Origin of the sequence: Rhodococcus gordoniae, from assembly GCF_001646655.1 — a bacterium.
In the GTDB taxonomy this organism is placed as follows: Bacteria; Actinomycetota; Actinomycetes; order Mycobacteriales; family Mycobacteriaceae; genus Rhodococcus; species Rhodococcus gordoniae.
The window spans coordinates 201,371-215,559 of the sequence record NZ_LPZN01000003.1 but is presented as its reverse complement, the minus strand read 5'-3'; the positions used below and the strand labels follow the sequence as shown (position 1 = coordinate 215,559).

General features: G+C 68.1%; 16 protein-coding genes. 11 read left to right on the top strand and 5 right to left on the bottom strand.

Annotated elements, in window-relative coordinates:
• Positions 1-49: 49 nt before the first annotated feature.
• Positions 50-1,576 (bottom strand): FAD-dependent oxidoreductase, encoded by a 1,527-nt coding sequence (locus A8G18_RS02795; protein ID WP_064062635.1) that lies wholly within the window; start codon positions 1,574-1,576, stop codon positions 50-52.
• Between the two features lie 258 nt (positions 1,577-1,834).
• On the opposite strand from A8G18_RS02795, the gene A8G18_RS02790 reads away from it, so the two are divergent.
• Entirely contained in the window at positions 1,835-2,821 is a 987-nt protein-coding gene (locus A8G18_RS02790; protein ID WP_245207761.1) for an alpha/beta hydrolase, read from the top strand.
• A 56-nt stretch (positions 2,822-2,877) separates the two neighbouring features.
• Here the strand turns inward: A8G18_RS02790 and surE are convergent, their stop codons facing one another.
• Complete coding sequence (gene surE / locus A8G18_RS02785) at positions 2,878-3,669, bottom strand: 5'/3'-nucleotidase SurE (RefSeq protein ID WP_016931997.1); 792 nt, start codon at positions 3,667-3,669, stop codon at positions 2,878-2,880.
• Entirely contained in the window at positions 3,666-4,622 is a 957-nt protein-coding gene (locus A8G18_RS02780) for a 1-phosphofructokinase family hexose kinase (RefSeq protein ID WP_064062633.1), read from the bottom strand. Before A8G18_RS02780 ends, surE begins: the two co-directional genes overlap by 4 nt.
• 116 nt (positions 4,623-4,738) lie before the next feature.
• Between A8G18_RS02780 and A8G18_RS02775 the strand changes: the two genes are divergently transcribed.
• The 4 genes from A8G18_RS02775 to A8G18_RS02760 all read left to right on the top strand — a co-directional run bounded on the left by A8G18_RS02775 (position 4,739) and on the right by A8G18_RS02760 (position 7,867).
• The gene (locus A8G18_RS02775; protein WP_016932912.1) at positions 4,739-5,182 is read left to right on the top strand and encodes an SRPBCC family protein; all 444 of its coding nucleotides are present in this window, start codon (positions 4,739-4,741) and stop codon (positions 5,180-5,182) included.
• Entirely contained in the window at positions 5,179-6,771 is a 1,593-nt protein-coding gene (locus tag A8G18_RS02770; protein ID WP_064062632.1) for a phytoene desaturase family protein, read from the top strand. Before A8G18_RS02775 ends, A8G18_RS02770 begins: the two co-directional genes overlap by 4 nt.
• Before the next feature lie 198 nt (positions 6,772-6,969).
• Positions 6,970-7,596, top strand: coding sequence for a HemK2/MTQ2 family protein methyltransferase (locus tag A8G18_RS02765; protein ID WP_016932914.1), 627 nt, complete (start codon positions 6,970-6,972; stop codon positions 7,594-7,596).
• Positions 7,597-7,600: 4 nt separating this feature from the next.
• Positions 7,601-7,867: a CDGSH iron-sulfur domain-containing protein gene (locus tag A8G18_RS02760; RefSeq protein WP_051017500.1), complete on the top strand. Its 267-nt coding sequence runs from the start codon at positions 7,601-7,603 to the stop codon at positions 7,865-7,867.
• 228 nt (positions 7,868-8,095) lie between these two features.
• On the opposite strand, the gene A8G18_RS22955 is transcribed toward A8G18_RS02760, so the two are convergent.
• A complete protein-coding gene (locus A8G18_RS22955; RefSeq protein WP_006552398.1) occupies positions 8,096-8,251 on the bottom strand; it encodes a DUF6131 family protein in 156 nt (51 codons plus the stop codon).
• A 216-nt stretch (positions 8,252-8,467) separates the two neighbouring features.
• On the opposite strand from A8G18_RS22955, the gene A8G18_RS02750 reads away from it, so the two are divergent.
• From A8G18_RS02750 to A8G18_RS02740, 3 genes are all read left to right on the top strand, one after another.
• The gene (locus tag A8G18_RS02750) at positions 8,468-9,013 is read left to right on the top strand and encodes a Dps family protein (RefSeq protein WP_016932917.1); all 546 of its coding nucleotides are present in this window, start codon (positions 8,468-8,470) and stop codon (positions 9,011-9,013) included.
• 40 nt (positions 9,014-9,053) lie between these two features.
• A complete protein-coding gene (locus A8G18_RS02745; RefSeq protein ID WP_016932918.1) occupies positions 9,054-10,154 on the top strand; it encodes an NAD-dependent epimerase/dehydratase family protein in 1,101 nt (366 codons plus the stop codon).
• A gap of 80 nt (positions 10,155-10,234) precedes the next feature.
• Positions 10,235-10,507 carry a hypothetical protein gene (locus A8G18_RS02740; RefSeq protein ID WP_026003012.1) on the top strand — a complete coding sequence of 91 codons (273 nt, stop codon included), beginning with the start codon at positions 10,235-10,237 and terminating at the stop codon, positions 10,505-10,507.
• Between the two features lie 79 nt (positions 10,508-10,586).
• On the opposite strand, the gene A8G18_RS02735 is transcribed toward A8G18_RS02740, so the two are convergent.
• Positions 10,587-11,606 (bottom strand): iron-containing redox enzyme family protein, encoded by a 1,020-nt coding sequence (locus A8G18_RS02735; RefSeq protein WP_016932920.1) that lies wholly within the window; start codon positions 11,604-11,606, stop codon positions 10,587-10,589.
• Positions 11,607-11,732: 126 nt separating this feature from the next.
• On the opposite strand from A8G18_RS02735, the gene A8G18_RS02730 reads away from it, so the two are divergent.
• From A8G18_RS02730 to A8G18_RS02720, 3 genes are all read left to right on the top strand, one after another.
• Positions 11,733-12,590 (top strand): SDR family oxidoreductase, encoded by an 858-nt coding sequence (locus A8G18_RS02730; RefSeq protein WP_016932921.1) that lies wholly within the window; start codon positions 11,733-11,735, stop codon positions 12,588-12,590.
• A gap of 71 nt (positions 12,591-12,661) precedes the next feature.
• Positions 12,662-13,597 (top strand): helix-turn-helix transcriptional regulator, encoded by a 936-nt coding sequence (locus A8G18_RS02725; RefSeq protein WP_064062630.1) that lies wholly within the window; start codon positions 12,662-12,664, stop codon positions 13,595-13,597.
• Positions 13,594-14,157, top strand: coding sequence for a dihydrofolate reductase family protein (locus A8G18_RS02720; RefSeq protein WP_016932923.1), 564 nt, complete (start codon positions 13,594-13,596; stop codon positions 14,155-14,157). Before A8G18_RS02725 ends, A8G18_RS02720 begins: the two co-directional genes overlap by 4 nt.
• Positions 14,158-14,189: the final 32 nt, after the last annotated feature.

Below are 14,189 nucleotides of genomic sequence, written 5' to 3'. Positions count from 1 at the left end.
CGGTCGGGGAGCCAAACGCGGGCGTTCACCTCCGTTTTCACCCTCGGCTTCACCTGGGGGAGAGGTCGCCGGTCGCCGGACCCTCCAACCGGCCGCCGTCGGCGGCGAACCGGGAGCCGTGGAGCGGGCAGTCCCATGACGACTCTGCGTCGTTCCACCGCAGGATGCCGCCGAGGTGCGGGCAGACCGCGCTCACGCGGTGGGTCCGACCGTCGACCGTGGAGATTCCGACGGGCCGTCCGCAGCTGCGCACCACCCGCCCCTGTCCTTCCTCGGGTTCCGATTCCGAGGACGTCACGGCCTGCCACCAGCCCTTCGCCATGTGCAGCGCGACGGTGGCGTTGAGGCGTGCGGCCGTGGGAGCTCCGGTCACCAGTTCGGTGCGCCAGGCCGCCATGGCAGGAGCCCACGCCTCGACCTCGGGATCCGGCGACTCCGAGAACCGGGACGCGATGATGTGGGCCGCCGCGACGCCGCCGGTCATTCCCCACTTGCCGAAGCCGGTCGCCACCCAGATCCTGTCGGCGCCGGGCAGGATCGGCCCGACCTCGGGCAGGCTGTCCATGTTCGTGTAGTCCTGCGCCGACCAGCGGTACAGCTCGCGGGCTCCGGGGAACGTCCGCTGGCTCCATCGCAGCAGGTCGTCGTAGGCGGTGCGGGCCGAATCGTGCCGGCCCACCACGTGCCCGTTCCCGCCGACGAGCAGCAGGCGATCCGCCGACGCGGACGTGCCCGCCGCGGAGGCGGTGCGGAGCGATCTGGTGGGACTGTCGGCGGACAGGAACATTCCCTCCGGAGGACCGCCGGGCACCTCGACCGCGATGGAGTACGAGCGGTCGGGTTCCATGCGGGCGAAGAACGCGCCGCGGTCCAGGATGGGGATGCCGGTCGCGAGTACCACGCGATCGGCGCGGACATCGCCGTCGTCGGTCCGGACGATGCATCCCGCGTTCTCGGTGTCCACGGTCTTCACGCGACGCCCGACGAACACCTCCGCGCCGGTCGTGCGTGCCCGGTCGACCGCCGTGAACAGGATGGGCATGGGGTCGACCTGGACCTGATCGGGGATCATGACCGCGGCGGCCACATCGAAGGGGAGGGGGATCTCGCCGACCCGTTCTGCCGGCAGTCCGGCGGCGCGGCAGTGGTGGTGCTCCGCGTCGATCATGCTCGCGTTCGACGGGTCCTGCGCGTAGGTGTAGGCGTCCGCGCGGTCGAAGTCGAGTCCGTGCTGCGTGCAGAAGTCGACGACCCACCGTTGCGCCGCGAGAGTGCCGTCCACATAACCCTGGCGTATCGCGCCGGAATGCCTGCGGCCGATCTGCGACAGGCGCGTTCCTTGCAGGACGCTCACCTTACCGGTGGTGTTTCCGGTGGTCACGGCCCCGATGTCGCGGGCCTCGACGACCGCGACGCGCAGTCCGCGCTCCGCGAGAAGCAGAGCTGTCACGGTACCCGTGATCCCGGCGCCGACGACAACGACGTCGTAGCGCTCACGGCGGGTCGTCCAGTCGTCGTACGTCGCGGTCTGCGGGGCGCGATCCCGCCACAGGGACACCGTGGTCTCGGTAGGCATACGCGCTGGTTACCTCCCGGCCCGGGCAGGTAAACGGGCCTCACCCGAGTACGGTCGCCCACCGGGTTCCCGGTTCGTCGCCCCGGTCGGGTGTTTCGATCCCGGACAACTGTGGGTAAACCGCAGTACCACGCTGAGTAAGGCGAAAGAAATCGACGAGTTTCGTGGGGTGATCCACAGGAGGTTCCAGTGCTGTCTTCGGAGATCGACGATGCCGGTGAGTGTGGGGGTATCAGCCGCACCCATCTTGGAGGTAGCGTGCGCTCGCGGGTCGTGCGGGGCGCGGTACGTGCACTCGCGAAGCCGGTCGTGGGGGCATGGATGGCCCGGCCGGACCTCGCGTGGCCCCTGTCGGTCGTCGACGGCGCTGCGTCCTTGCTCCCCAAGCCCTCCGGAGCGCAGTACGTGAACGTCGACCTGGGCTCGTGTAGTGCCGAGTGGATCCGAGCGGAGGGACGGTCGACCAAGCGCGCGGTGCTGTACCTGCACGGTGGCGCGTTTCTCATGTGCGGCCTGAACACCCACCGCTCACTCGCCGTGAGCCTGTCGGATCGCGCGGACGGCGCGGTTCTCAGCGTCGACTACCGGATGCTGCCGAATGCTCCCATCGCCCATGCGGTGGACGATGCCGTACGCGGTTACGAGTGGTTGCGCGAGAAGGGTTACCGGGGGGAGGACATCGTCATCGCAGGCGATTCCGCCGGTGGGTATCTGGCATTCATGACCGCCCTGGCGATCGCGGAGTCCGATCTACCCCGCCCGGCGGGGATCGTCGCACTCTCCCCGCTCGTCGATCTCGACTCGGATCGGCGCGCCGAACACGACATGCGGTCGGCCTGCCCGATGTTCCCGGGATCGGCCGTGCAGTCGCTCGTACGGTACATCGAGGGCACCCACACCCGGCTGACCGTCGACGGGGAACCCGGACCGCTGATATGCCCGCTGGACAACGACCTCAGTGTGCTTCCGCCGGTGATGATCCACGCCGGCCACGACGAATTGCTGCGCAGCGACGCCGAATCCATGGCGCGGGCCGTACGGGAGGCCGGGGTGAACTGCGACCTGCACGTGTGGCGACACCAGGTGCACGCGTTCCCGATCTTCGCCGACAGTCTTCCCGAGAGCCGGCGTGCGATCGCCGAGGCCGGTGACTTCGTGCGGTCGGTGACGGAATCGGCCGGTCGTGCGGAGAAGCCCGTGGTGACGCCGATCTCCGGTTTCGTGTCGAATTCCGCAGTGGCCTGACATCTTTCGCGGGCCGGATCGCTCGGTCACGGCCTCCGTGACCGAGCGATCCGGACCTATTGCTGCGAACTGTCCGAGTGGGCGAACTCCAGAGCGCCGAGGTCGGCGTCCGCCACCTCGAAGGGCATCGTCAGCACGGTGGCGGTCGCCCACCCCCGACACACGAGAACGGCGTCGCTGTCGTGGGATTCGTCGAGTTCGACCGCCCGGAAGGTGACGGGCACGGCACGTGAGATGTCGCCGTCGTTCTCGACCTCCCCGATCTCCGCCTGGACGGCACCGAACTCGGCGAGCGGAGCACTGCGCAGTCCGCGGAGTTCGCCGACCGGGATGTCCGGGATGTTGACGTTCAGCACCGCACCAGGACGGGTGTTCTCGATCGCCCATTCCAGAGCCCGACGTGCCACCAGTTCGGCCGTCTCCCACTGGGACGGAGCGGTGCCGTTGAGGGACAGTGCGACCGCCCGGGCTCCGTGGCTCGCCGCGGTGAGGGCCGCGCCCACGGTGCCCGAGTGCAGGATGGCGTGACCGGTGTTGGGGCCCAGGTTGATCCCGGACAACACGATGTCCGGCGCGGTCCCGAACGCGCCGTACGAGGCGAGGAAGGTGATCAGAGCCGGAGAAGCTTCCACCGCATAGGATTCCACGTCGGGAAGACCGTCGAGGGGGCGGTGGCTCAACAGGAGTTTTCCTTCGTCCTGGAGAGCGGTCAACGATGCACTCGCACCGCTGCGCTCGACATGGGGCGCCGCCACCTGCACGTCGAATCCCGCTTCGACGGCGATGCGGGCGAGCAGTGCGAGACCGGGGCTGTCGATGCCGTCGTCGTTGACGATCAGTGCTCTCATGAACGCTTCCCCTTCAACTTCCGGACCTGTACTTTCTCGGCCATCTTCTCGACCGCGGAACGATGCCCCGTGGCCAGACCGCGACGCGTGACGTTGACCGCGCCCGCAGCGGCGCCGAGACGCAACGCGTCCTCGAACGTCGCGCCCGCGGCATAGGCCGACGCGATACCTGCGGTCATCGAATCGCCGGCGCCGTGATGATCCACCGTCTGCACCGAGGGGGCCTCCACCTCCCAGAGGTTCCCGTCGTCGAATGCGATCGCCGGGTCGCCGGCCCGGGAGACCACCACCGAGGCGGCACCGTCGTCGTGGAGACGGTGCATGGCCTCGATGAGATCGTCGAGGTCGTCGGACTCGGCACGACCGTCCTCGATGAGATCCTCGTGGCTCACCTTCAGCACGGTCACCCCGCCTTCGAGGGCAGCACCGAGGGTGGGGCCGGACAGGTCGGCCACGACCGGTATGCCCAGCGCTCCCAGGTCGGCACACAGCCGTTCGTACACCTCCGTGGGCACGGCTTCGTCGCAGTGCGGCCCACCCAGCATCGCGACCTTCGCACACATTGCCGATGCCAGAGACGCGCTGAACAGGTCGTCGGTCTCGTGCCGGGTGAGCGCCGGCGGGGCGATCTCCACGATCTCCTTGCGTTCGCCTTCCCGACGGTCGTGGATGTAGGAACCGTTGGCCGATGCGGTCTGCACCGGATGCACCGTCAGCCCCTCCCGGTTGATCATGTCCACGAGGATCGACCCCGATTCACCACCGAAGGGCCCGCACAGATGCACGTCCATTCCCAGAGTCGCGGCCATGCGCCCGATCCAGAAGCCCTGGCCGCCCGGGTGGACGTGCAGTTCGGTGCTTCCGTCCGGCGCCTTCTCGAGCGTGACCGTGAGCAGGGGAGAGGGGGCGAAGACGAAGGCGTACGGGTTCACGGACGTGTTCTCGGGTTCCATGCCGGTCCGTATACCCCCTCCGAGCAGCGATGACACCCGATCTCGTGTGACACCTGCGGTAGCGGGGTATGCGTCTGCCGCAAGCGATTTGTCGTCCAGAAACATGAGGAGCGGGCATGGCCAGGATCGCGACGATCGAGGCACCGGTGACACCGTCGAAGGTCTGGGAGATCCTCGCGGACGGCTGGCGGTACGCGGGATGGGTGGTGGGTGCGTCCCGCATCCGAGCAGTCGACCCTGCCTGGCCCCGACCGGAAACCCGGATCCACCATTCGGTGGGCCTGTGGCCGTTCCTGCTCGACGACTACACCGAGGTCTGCGCGATGGTGCCCGAGCGGGAACTCGTGCTGCGGGCACGCGCCTGGCTGTTCGGTAAGGCCGAGATCGCGATCTCCCTCGAACCCACTCGGGACGGCGGCACCCGCATCTCGATGGCCGAACACGTCGTCGAAGGACCGTACGCACACGTCCCCGATCGTGTGCAGGAGGAACTGGTGTTGCCACGGAACCAGGAATGCCTGCGGCGACTGGTGCTGCTCGCCGAAGGCGCCACCGAATGAGCGACACGACGGTGGATGCGGTCGTCATCGGTGCCGGGCAGAACGGCCTGACGGCCGCCGCTGTGCTCGCCGATGCGGGATGGGACGTCCTCGTGCTCGAAGAGCAACCCGAACCCGGCGGAGCGGTGCGCAGCGCCGAGCTCCATCCCGGATTCCGCGCCGATCTGTTCAGTGCGTTCTATCCCCTCGGTGTGACCTCACCTGCCTTCCGGGCCCTCGATCTGGAGTCGCACGGCCTCCGGTGGGCGCGATCGCCCAAGGCATTCGGTCATCCGCTCGGCCCTCACGACGAGGACGCGATCGTCGTCTCGCCGGATCCGGCGGACACGGCAGCGGACCTCGAACGTCGCTGCGTCGGTGACGGTGCGGCGTGGCTGGCCCTGTTCGAACAGTGGAAGCAGGTGCGCGGCCCACTGCTCGAACTGCTCCTCGGGCCTTTTCCACCCGTCCGGGGCTCCGTCGACCTGATGCGGACCATGAAGACGGGGGACCTGCTGCGCTACGCACGCATGCTCGCGTTGCCCGTCACCCGGATGTCCGCCGAACTGTTCGGTGGCTCGGCGGCGCGGCTGTTGCTCCTGGGCAATGCGATGCACGCCGACACCCCGCCCGAAGCGCCCGGAAGCGGCGTCATGGGGTACATGCTCACGATGCTCGCGCAGGACGTCGGCTTCCCCGCGCCGGTCGGTGGCGCGGGGGCGCTCACCGACGCATTGGTCCGGCGCGGCACCTCGGCAGGTGCGGAGGTGCGGTGCACTTCGCCTGTGGTGGGCATCGAGGTGCAGGGCGGGAAGGTGTCCGCCGTGCGCACCGCGGGCGGCGACCGGGTGAAGGTGCGACGTGCCGTCCTTGCCGACGTCTCGGCTCCGGCCCTGTACACGCGTCTCCTCCCGGCCGCCGCCGTCGGTTCGCGCGTGCTCGACGACCTCCGGAAGTTCGAATGGGACACCCCGGTGGTGAAGGTGAACTATGCCCTCGACGGCCGTGTGCCGTGGCGTTCGCCCTCGCTGAGCGGAGCCGGCACCGTGCACGTCGGCGCCGACACGAACGCGATGATCAGGTGGTCGGCCGATCTGTCCACCGGCGTTGTCCCCGAATCGCCTTTCCTGTTGTTCGGGCAGATGACCACGACCGATGCCACGCGGTCGCCGGAGGGCACCGAAAGCTGCTGGGCCTACACACATCTGCCGCGCGGCGTCACGGACGACGCGTCAGCCGACCGCCTCGCCGAGCGTGTCGACGCGCAACTCGAGGCCTACGCACCGGGATTCGGAGCACGTGTGGTCGGGCGACACGTCCAGCGGCCCGGGGACCTCGAAGCAGCCGACGCGAATCTCGTCGGCGGTGCCGTCAACGGTGGAACCGCGCAGGTCTACCAGCAGTTGTTCCTTCGGCCCACTCCCGGATTCGGCGGACCGCGAACTCCGGTCGACGGTGTGTATCTCGCCGGTGCGGCCGCGCATCCCGGCGGCGGAGTCCACGGGATGGGTGGCTGGAACGCCGCGCATGCCGCGCTCGCGGACGGGAAACGCACTGCTCCGGTGACGCGTCGTGTCCGAAATGCTGCTCGCCGGATGCTGTTCTCGTGACACCGGACACCACTCGCGCGTCGGTGGCGTGTTTCACACGGAAGTCACACGGGTATCCGCCCGCGAACGGACGGATCCGGGTTTTCGGCCCGGTGTGGTGGAGATGCCGTCGAGCTCGAGATACCGAGGTGGTGTGACGTGACAGCTTCCCTGGCGCTGGACGGATCGGATTCGCCGCGGGTATGGCGTCTTCCAGGGGTGTACCGCCCTCAGGAGGATTCGTATCTGCTGGCCGGCGCGCTTGCGGACGCAGGCGGTGCCGAAGGTGCGAACGTACTCGATTTCTGTACCGGGACAGGATTTCTGGCGGTGAATGCTGCCATGCTCGGCGCTTCCTCGGTGACGGCCTTCGATATCGACCCACGCGCGGTGCTCAGCGCACGCCTCAACGCGTGGTCGCGCCGGCTGCCGATCCGTGCCCGGCAGGGAAGCCTGGACGACGCGTTGCTCCACGGTCCGTTCGATGTCGTGCTGTCGAACCCGCCGTACGTTCCCTGTGAGGGACAGAACCGTGACGCCCGCTGGGATGCCGGCGCCGACGGACGCTGCGTTCTCGATCCGTTGTGCGACAGTCTCCCCTCGCTGCTCGCTCCCGGCGGATTCGCGTTGATCGTGCACTCGGAGTTCACCGGTGTGGATGCGACGCTGTCCCGTCTGCGGGATGCGGATCTCGAGGCGTCCGTCGTGGCCCGCAACCGGATCCCCTTCGGGCCGGTTCTGCGCAACCGCGCGGGATATCTGTATTCGACACAACTGGCGGAACCCGGGGCTCTGACCGAAGAAGTGGTGGTCGTGCGTGCCGACCGTCCCCGCACGAGGGGTTGAGAACGTGAGTGGTACACCGAAGATCACACAGCTCACTGCGGACGGTGAATGTGAAGCACGGGTGGTGCGGCAGGTGAGGGGTGGTCCGACCCTCGTGGAGGGTCCGGTCCGGATCGTCGCCGACGACGGCGCCGAGACGGTGTCGGACCGCTTCGTGGTGGCCGTATGCCGCTGTCACCGCAGCGCCCTGTACCCCCTGTGCGACACCAGTCATCGCGCCCTCCGGAAACCGAAGACGGCAGCTGCGCGCACCGATACCGAACATCACTGAGACGACACCGCGAAACCGAGACGCCACCGCGAATCCGGGCCGGTCCCTGTACGGGGCCGGCCCGGATGCCGTGTCCGGGGAGCCGGTCGGCCGGTCGAGGCGACCTGCGGGTGAACCCCCGGCGGTGAACAGGCCGGAAACGACGAATCCCGGGTGCTCGGAAGCACCCGGGATCCTGAGTCCTGTCTCGTGCCGGACGTCTCCTCCCGGCACGGACTGTCGAAGGGGTCAGTACCAGTGTGCGCGTCCGCCGATGGCCCGGCCCGTCGCGCCCAGGATCGCAAGGATCACGCCGATCACCAGGAGTATCACTCCGAGTGTGGTGAGGATGGAGATACCCGTGAAGAACCCCACCACCAACAGAATCAGACCCAGAATGATCATTGTCGCCACCTCAGATGTCATGTCCGAGACCTGGAAGCCTCGGAGCCCGGCGATCGAATAACCGGGTTGGTCCGTTTCCAAACGTTTGTGACAGGAGAAATTCGGACGAAAGTCCTTCCGCACCGGTCGAAGGTCATCGAGTACGCCCGGAGGTTTGGATCTCCCCGTGTCCCGGGTATCCGTCTGCCGACACACCCGAGCATTCTGGAGGTAGATATGTCGAAGTCGAGCTACACGGTTCCCGGCCTGAGCGATGCCGACGGTTCGCGCACCGCGCAGATTCTCCAGGAGCGCCTGAGTGCCTACAACGACCTGCACCTCACGCTGAAGCACATCCACTGGAACGTCGTCGGCCCGAACTTCATCGGCGTCCACGAGATGATCGACCCGCAGGTCGAGCTCGTACGTGGATACGCGGACGAAGTCGCCGAGCGGATCGCCGCGCTCGGTGGTTCCCCCAAGGGCACGCCCGGTGCCATCGAGAAGAACCGCACGTGGGACGACTACTCGGTCGGCCGCGACACCGCGCAGGCGCACCTCGCCGCCCTCGATCTCGTCTACGACGGACTGATCACCGACAACCGCAAGGCCATCGACGAGGTCGGCAAGCTCGATCCGATCACCGAGGACGTCCTGATCGGCCAGACCGGCCAGCTCGAGAAGTTCCAGTGGTTCGTCCGCGCACACCTGGAGAACGCCTCCGGTGCTCTTCCGAACGCGGATGCGCAGACGGAGAAGGACGCAGCGGACTCGGCCCGCTGACCGGAACACACGGACGACACGGACGGCACCGACGATCCCGATGGCCTCGACCTCACGGACCGGCCTGCCACGACGCATCGTCGTCACCGGAGCGAGCGGGAACGTCGGCACGGCGCTTCTGCGCCGGCTGGCCGCTCATCCCGCACAACTCGATATCGTCGCGATCGCGCGCCGGATTCCTCCGGCGCGCGATCCGTATGCGGCAGCGACGTGGTGTGCCGTCGACCTCGCCGATCCCGACGCCGCACGGGTGCTGGCGCCGATCTTCGCGGGCGCCGACGCCGTCGTCCACCTCGCGTGGGGATTCCAGCCCTCGCATCGTCGCGACTACCTCCGCCGGGTCGCCGTGGACGGCACCCGCGCCGTGCTGACGGCCGCTGCCGAGGCGGGGGTACGGCACGTGGTCCACATGTCCTCGGCCGCCGTCTACTCCGGCGGTGCGTACGGCCGGGAAGTGGACGAGTCGTGGGGTCGCGACGGGGTACCCACCTGCGTGTACAGCGTCGACAAGGTCGCGGCGGAGAAGTTCCTCGACGACTACGAGACGGGTACGAACGTTCCCGTCCTCACGCGTTTCCGACCGGGATTCATCGGGCAACTGGTCTCCGGCTCGGGCCTCGAACGTTACGTGCTGCCCGAGTTCGTGCCCGCCGGCATCACGAACCACCTGCCGGTGATTCCGATCGACCACGGTCTCACCATTCCGGCCGTGCACTCCGACGATGTCGCCGATGCGCTGGTCGCAGCCCTCGAACGTCGGGTACCCGGTCCGTTCAATCTGGCGGCGCCGACTCCGGTGGGAGCGCGGGATTTCGCCGCTCCGTTCGACTGCCCGACGGTTCCGGTGCCGCGATGGGGGCTGTCGGTGCTCGCCGAAGCGACCTGGCGCCTCCGGTTGCAACCGGTGCAGGGCGGCTGGATCGATCTCGCGTACTCCTGCCCCCTGCTCGACTGCACCAGGGCCCGGGACGAACTCGGGTGGTCGCCGAAACACGACGGTCCTGATGTGTGGGCCGAGACGGTACGCGGAATGCGCAGCGCGACGGGCACGGACAGTCCTGTCCTCTCCCCGCGCAGCGCGCGGGAACGCCTTGCCGCACTCGTCGAGCGCGGACCGATCGGCCGGCGGATTCCGTCGTAACACTCTCCGGCGCAGAATCATCCGTTCCCGTTCTTGTCACCCCTGGGTTTCACGGACGGCCGGATGCGGTATCCACGAGCATGACGAAACCATCGAATCGAGCTCACGCTCCCACCACTGCGTCCCGAGCTTCGGGTTGGGTCGGATACGCCTGCATCCTCGTGGGGATCGCCGTCGTCGCTCTCGTCCTCTACGCGGCGGGCGACGGCTTCGAAGGATGGGTGCTCGTCGGTGCCGTCGCCGCGGCCGTGCTCATCGTCGTCGGTGTCGTGATGTCCGCTGTCAATCTCCGTCGACGCCGCCTCCGCGGCTCCGGTGGTACCCCCACACACGAACCCGGTCTCATCGACTGAGCCGGATGCCGGCACGAACGAGGTGGAGCCTCGGGACGCACCGTCCCGAGGCTCCACCTCGCTGCGTCGTACCCGGCAATCAGGCCGGCGCCGCGGCCGACGTGAGGAGCGAACTGCGGCCGGCGGCCCAGCTGCCCAGCAGATGGCTCCCGAGCCGTCCCTCCAGGAACTCGATGGCCTGCGCGCCGAACGAGATGTCCTGCGCCCGAGCCGGGTCCTGTTCGAGCAGGTAACCGACCACGTCGTGCCGCAGGACGAGCTCGTGGACGGCGTCGGCCTCGATGTGTTCGGAGTAGAACAGGATGCAGGCGTCGTCCGCATCCAGGCGTTCGAGGGCCTCGACCATGCGCCGGGCGCTCGGGGCGGTGGTGATCTCGGCGGCGGCGAACATGCCGACCAGCATCGGTGTGTACGCGCGGTGCAGACCGCACAACGACATGAAGTTCACCGTTGCGAGGGTGACGGCAGGGACGACGTCGAGATATCCCAGATAGTCGTCCTTCAGGCCGGCAGCGAGCAACAGGTCGGCGAACAGCCGCGAATGCATGCGCTCGGCACGGCCGCCGCCGTACTCGTCGAACTCGACGGCGACCAGCGCGGCCTTCGCGCGACCGGACAACCGGGGGATCGCGAGAGCGTGCGGGTCCGCCTCCTTGAGGTGGTAGATCGAGCGATGGACGAAGAACTCGCGCATCATCTCCCACGTGCCGTTCGCGGCGAGTTCGTGGGAGACACCCCACGAGTCGTCGGGTTCGCAGCACAGATCCTCGAGGACGCTCTGCGGATCGTCCGAGGCCGGTACGTCGGCACGCAACCGATCGAGGAAGACGCGCTCGAGGCGTGCCCGGACCCCGAGGAGTGCCGGTGCCCATTCCCACGCGGGATCGACACCCGCGAAACCACGGTAGTGGAGCTCGTAGAGAACGGCGAGGGCGAGTTGGACGTCCTCGCCGTAGGCATCCGCGCCGTCGGTCGTCACATTCCACGGGGCATCGTCCACCGGACCGCCGAGACGTTCGACGATCTCGGCGGAGATGGGTCCGCGGGGCGTGGGAAGCGGAGCGTCGTGCACATCGCACATCCGGGTCTCGTGGGCCATGAGTCCGGGTTACCCGCTCGGAGGCTCGCAAAAACGGCCGGGCGGGCGGCGAGAGCTGCGCATACCGGTCTCCGGACAACGATGCCGGCGGTGAATACCGCAACGGTCTGTGGGTATCCGGCGGCCATGAGCGAGGATCGCGAACGAGAACCCCACACCATCGATTACCCCGGTGACACCGACGACATGGCCGAGCGTCCCGCCGACGAGATGCGCGGCTACGTCGGACGCGGATTGCTGTCGGGTCGCAAGGCGCTCGTCACGGGCGGCGACTCCGGCATAGGACGTGCCGTCGCGGTCGCTTTCGCGAAGGAGGGCGCCGACGTCGCGATCGCGTACCTCGAAGAACACCGCGACGCCGAGCACACCGCCGACCTCGTGCGACGCGAGGGCCGCACGTGCCACGTCATCGCCGGCGACCTCGGCGATGCGCAGCACTGCCGGTCGGTGGTGGCCGAGACGGTAGAGCAACTCGACGGACTCGACATTCTCGTCAACAACGTGGGCACCCAGCAGCCCGTCGACGACCTCGCCGAGTTGAGCGAGGAACAGTGGCGGCACACCTTCGCCGTGAACATCGACAGCTTCTTCCACGTGACGAAGGCGGCGCTGCCGCATCTGACGCCGGGTGGGTCCGTCATCAACACTGCCTCGGTCAACGGGCTGCGTGGCAACAAGACGCTCATCGACTACTCGGCCACCAAGGGTGCGGTGATCGCGTTGACCTATTCGCTCGCGCAGGCACTGCAGGACAGGCGGATCCGGGTGAACTGCGTGGCGCCCGGGCCGGTGTGGACCCCGTTGATCCCGGCGACCATGGATGCCGAGAAGGTGTCCGAGTTCGGGCAACAGGCACCCTTCGGGCGCGCCGCGCAGCCCGACGAGATCGCCCCGTCCTACGTATTCTTCGCGTCGGAGACGATGTCCTCGTACTACAGCGGTGAAGTGCTCGCCCCACTCGGCGGCGAGACCATGCCGGGCTGACGTCGAGGTAGGGTCGGGAGAGAGCAAGAACGGTCGGGCGGCGGCCGGGGTCTGCACGCGACACTGAACGCATGACCCTCGGCCGTGACCGACTCCGGGAACTGCTCGACGCCGTTCTCGAGGAGAACAACGTAACCCTCGAACGGATGGCGCAGCACGCCTACGCCTCGCCGTGGCATTTCAGCCGCACCTTCGCGGTCGGTACCGGCGAGTCGCCGGTGGCGTTGCGCCGCCGGGTGATGCTCGAACGCGCCGCCTGGCAGTTGCGCCACGGCAGGTCGGTCACGGATGCGGCGTTCGCCGCCGGTTACGACAGCGTCGAAGGGTTCGGACGCGCATTCGCCCGCGCCTACGGATATCCCCCGAGCGTGACCGCCCGGGTGCTCGGCACCGGCGGCAGCGACCACTGGCTCCCCGCCCCCAACGGTGTCCACTTCCACCCGCCCACCAATCTCTGGGTCGAGGAGGACGGGCAACGGCCCGCGGCACCCGCTCATCCGGAGCGCGAGGTCCTGGCACAGATGGTGCAGCACGATCTCGCGGACACCCGCTATCTCCTCGGCCGTGCCGCGGAACTCGACGACGACGAACGCGAGCGGATCCGGTTCCCCGGCCTCGTCGTGCTCGAGTGGGACGGCCCCGAGGAGTCCGTGTCGCGGGTGCTCGGCAACCTCGTGCGCGCCAAGGAGGTCTGGCTGGCGTCGATGGTCGGCGCCGACCAGCCCGTGGAAACGGACAGTGGAATCGGCTCGCTGGCAGCACGTTTCGACGATGTCGCACCGCGATGGGTGGAGACGATCCGCGACATCCATCGCCGTGGCGCCTGGGGCGACGTACTCATCGACGCCCTGTGCGACCCTCCCGAGAGCTTCGTGCTCGCAGGAGTGGTCACCCATGTCCTCACCTTCGCCGCGCACCGCCGCCAACTTGCTCGGCACATGATGCGGGCGGCCGGCCTCGACGTCGACCACGGCGATCCACTCGACTGGAACAGGAACAGCTCATGACCCGGATGATCTACTACACCGCAAGCACGCTGGACGGATTTCTCGCGACCGAGGACCATTCGCTCGACTGGCTGCTCACCCGCGAGACCGGGGACGGCGGGCCCGTCGGGTACGAGAAGTTCATCGCCGGTATCGGCGCCATCGTGATGGGGTCGTCGACCTACCGCTGGGTTCTCGACCATGCGGGTGCGGACAAGTGGGAGTACGACCTGCCCTGCTGGGTGTTCACGCATCGCGACGACCTGCCCGTGGCCCGGGCGGGGGACGAACCCGGCGACATCCGGTTCACGCAGAAGGACGTCCGGCAGGTCTACGCCGAGATGGCCGAAGCCGCGAACGGCCGCGACCTGTGGATGGTGGGTGGCGGCGACCTCGCCGGACAGTTCGCCGAGCACGGCCTGCTCGACGAACTCGTCGTCTCGTTCGCGCCGGTGACGATCGGATCCGGCCGACCACTGCTCCCGCGGTACGTGGAGATGCGTCTCACCGAGATCGGGCAGAGTGGGGAATTCGCCGTCATGCGCTACGAAGTGTGCAAGGACGCCACCAATCGGTTGTGATGTGCGTCACCTGAAGGTACCGTCGGCACCGA

Coding starts and splice junctions, on each gene's coding strand:
- surE (WP_016931997.1), bottom strand. CDS start 3,669: ATGAGAGCACTGATCGTCAACGACGACGGCATCGACAGCCCCGGTCTC.
- A8G18_RS02770 (WP_064062632.1), top strand. CDS start 5,179: ATGAGCGACACGACGGTGGATGCGGTCGTCATCGGTGCCGGGCAGAAC.
- A8G18_RS02725 (WP_064062630.1), top strand. CDS start 12,662: ATGACCCTCGGCCGTGACCGACTCCGGGAACTGCTCGACGCCGTTCTC.
- A8G18_RS02740 (WP_026003012.1), top strand. CDS start 10,235: ATGACGAAACCATCGAATCGAGCTCACGCTCCCACCACTGCGTCCCGA.
- A8G18_RS02750 (WP_016932917.1), top strand. CDS start 8,468: ATGTCGAAGTCGAGCTACACGGTTCCCGGCCTGAGCGATGCCGACGGT.
- A8G18_RS22955 (WP_006552398.1), bottom strand. CDS start 8,251: ATGATCATTCTGGGTCTGATTCTGTTGGTGGTGGGGTTCTTCACGGGT.
- A8G18_RS02735 (WP_016932920.1), bottom strand. CDS start 11,606: ATGGCCCACGAGACCCGGATGTGCGATGTGCACGACGCTCCGCTTCCC.
- A8G18_RS02745 (WP_016932918.1), top strand. CDS start 9,054: ATGGCCTCGACCTCACGGACCGGCCTGCCACGACGCATCGTCGTCACC.
- A8G18_RS02730 (WP_016932921.1), top strand. CDS start 11,733: ATGAGCGAGGATCGCGAACGAGAACCCCACACCATCGATTACCCCGGT.
- A8G18_RS02720 (WP_016932923.1), top strand. CDS start 13,594: ATGACCCGGATGATCTACTACACCGCAAGCACGCTGGACGGATTTCTC.
- A8G18_RS02780 (WP_064062633.1), bottom strand. CDS start 4,622: ATGGAACCCGAGAACACGTCCGTGAACCCGTACGCCTTCGTCTTCGCC.
- A8G18_RS02795 (WP_064062635.1), bottom strand. CDS start 1,576: ATGCCTACCGAGACCACGGTGTCCCTGTGGCGGGATCGCGCCCCGCAG.
- A8G18_RS02775 (WP_016932912.1), top strand. CDS start 4,739: ATGGCCAGGATCGCGACGATCGAGGCACCGGTGACACCGTCGAAGGTC.